Here is a 663-nt window from a genome sequence, read left to right on the forward strand (position 1 = left end):
ACCGGCCGAGTCGAGGGCCGAGAGCAGCGCGAGGTAGCCGTCGCGCGTCGCCCGGGCACCGGCGATGTCGGTCACGTCCTCGCCGAGGACGTCGATGGTGATCGCGCGGCCGGCCGCCACCAGTCGCTGCGCCGCGTGGACGGCGTCGGCGGTGGTCTCGCCGGCGACGAACCGGTCGACGACGTTGCGGGTCACGGGGATCGACTCGACCGCGCGGCGGGCGCGGGCGCTGCGGGAGGCGCGGTTCAGGGTCTGGCTCAGCATGGCTCCACGCTAGGAGCGGCGCGGGTCACACGGAACGGACATCCGTCACACCGATTGACCAAGAATGTGCGACATTTGTCCAGTGTCAACGCTGGACGACCTGATCGAGGACCTGGCCCGCCTCGTCGACGCGCCCTGCACGCTCGAGGACCCCGACTTCCGGCTCATCGGCTTCTCCGACCACCGCAACGACGACGTCGTCGACGTGATCCGGCAACGCTCCATCCTGGAGCGGCGCTCCAGCACCGAGGTGCGCGCCTGGTTCCAGGCGCAGGGCATCGCCGACTCCCCCGGCCCGCTCCGCACCCCCGCCGATCCGGACCTCGGCATCGTGGCCCGCCTCTGCGTCCCGGCCCGCCACCTCGGCCGGGTCCACGGGTACTTCTGGCTGATCGACCC

1 protein-coding gene and 1 pseudogene are annotated in these 663 nt (G+C 72.1%); one reads left to right on the plus strand and one right to left on the minus strand.

Annotated features, from left to right (window positions below):
- Nucleotides 1-264 (minus strand): annotated as a pseudogene (locus tag ACOADB_RS24530) (proline dehydrogenase); the annotation flags it as partial.
- Nucleotides 265-346: 82 nt separating this feature from the next.
- Here ACOADB_RS24530 and ACOADB_RS24535 point away from each other — a divergent pair.
- The coding region (locus ACOADB_RS24535) for a hypothetical protein (protein WP_378605012.1) at nt 347-663 on the plus strand (317 nt) is incomplete at its 3' end.

The sequence above is a fragment of the Nocardioides sp. CPCC 206348 genome (assembly GCF_048654705.1).
GTDB lineage: Bacteria > Actinomycetota > Actinomycetes > Propionibacteriales > Nocardioidaceae > Nocardioides.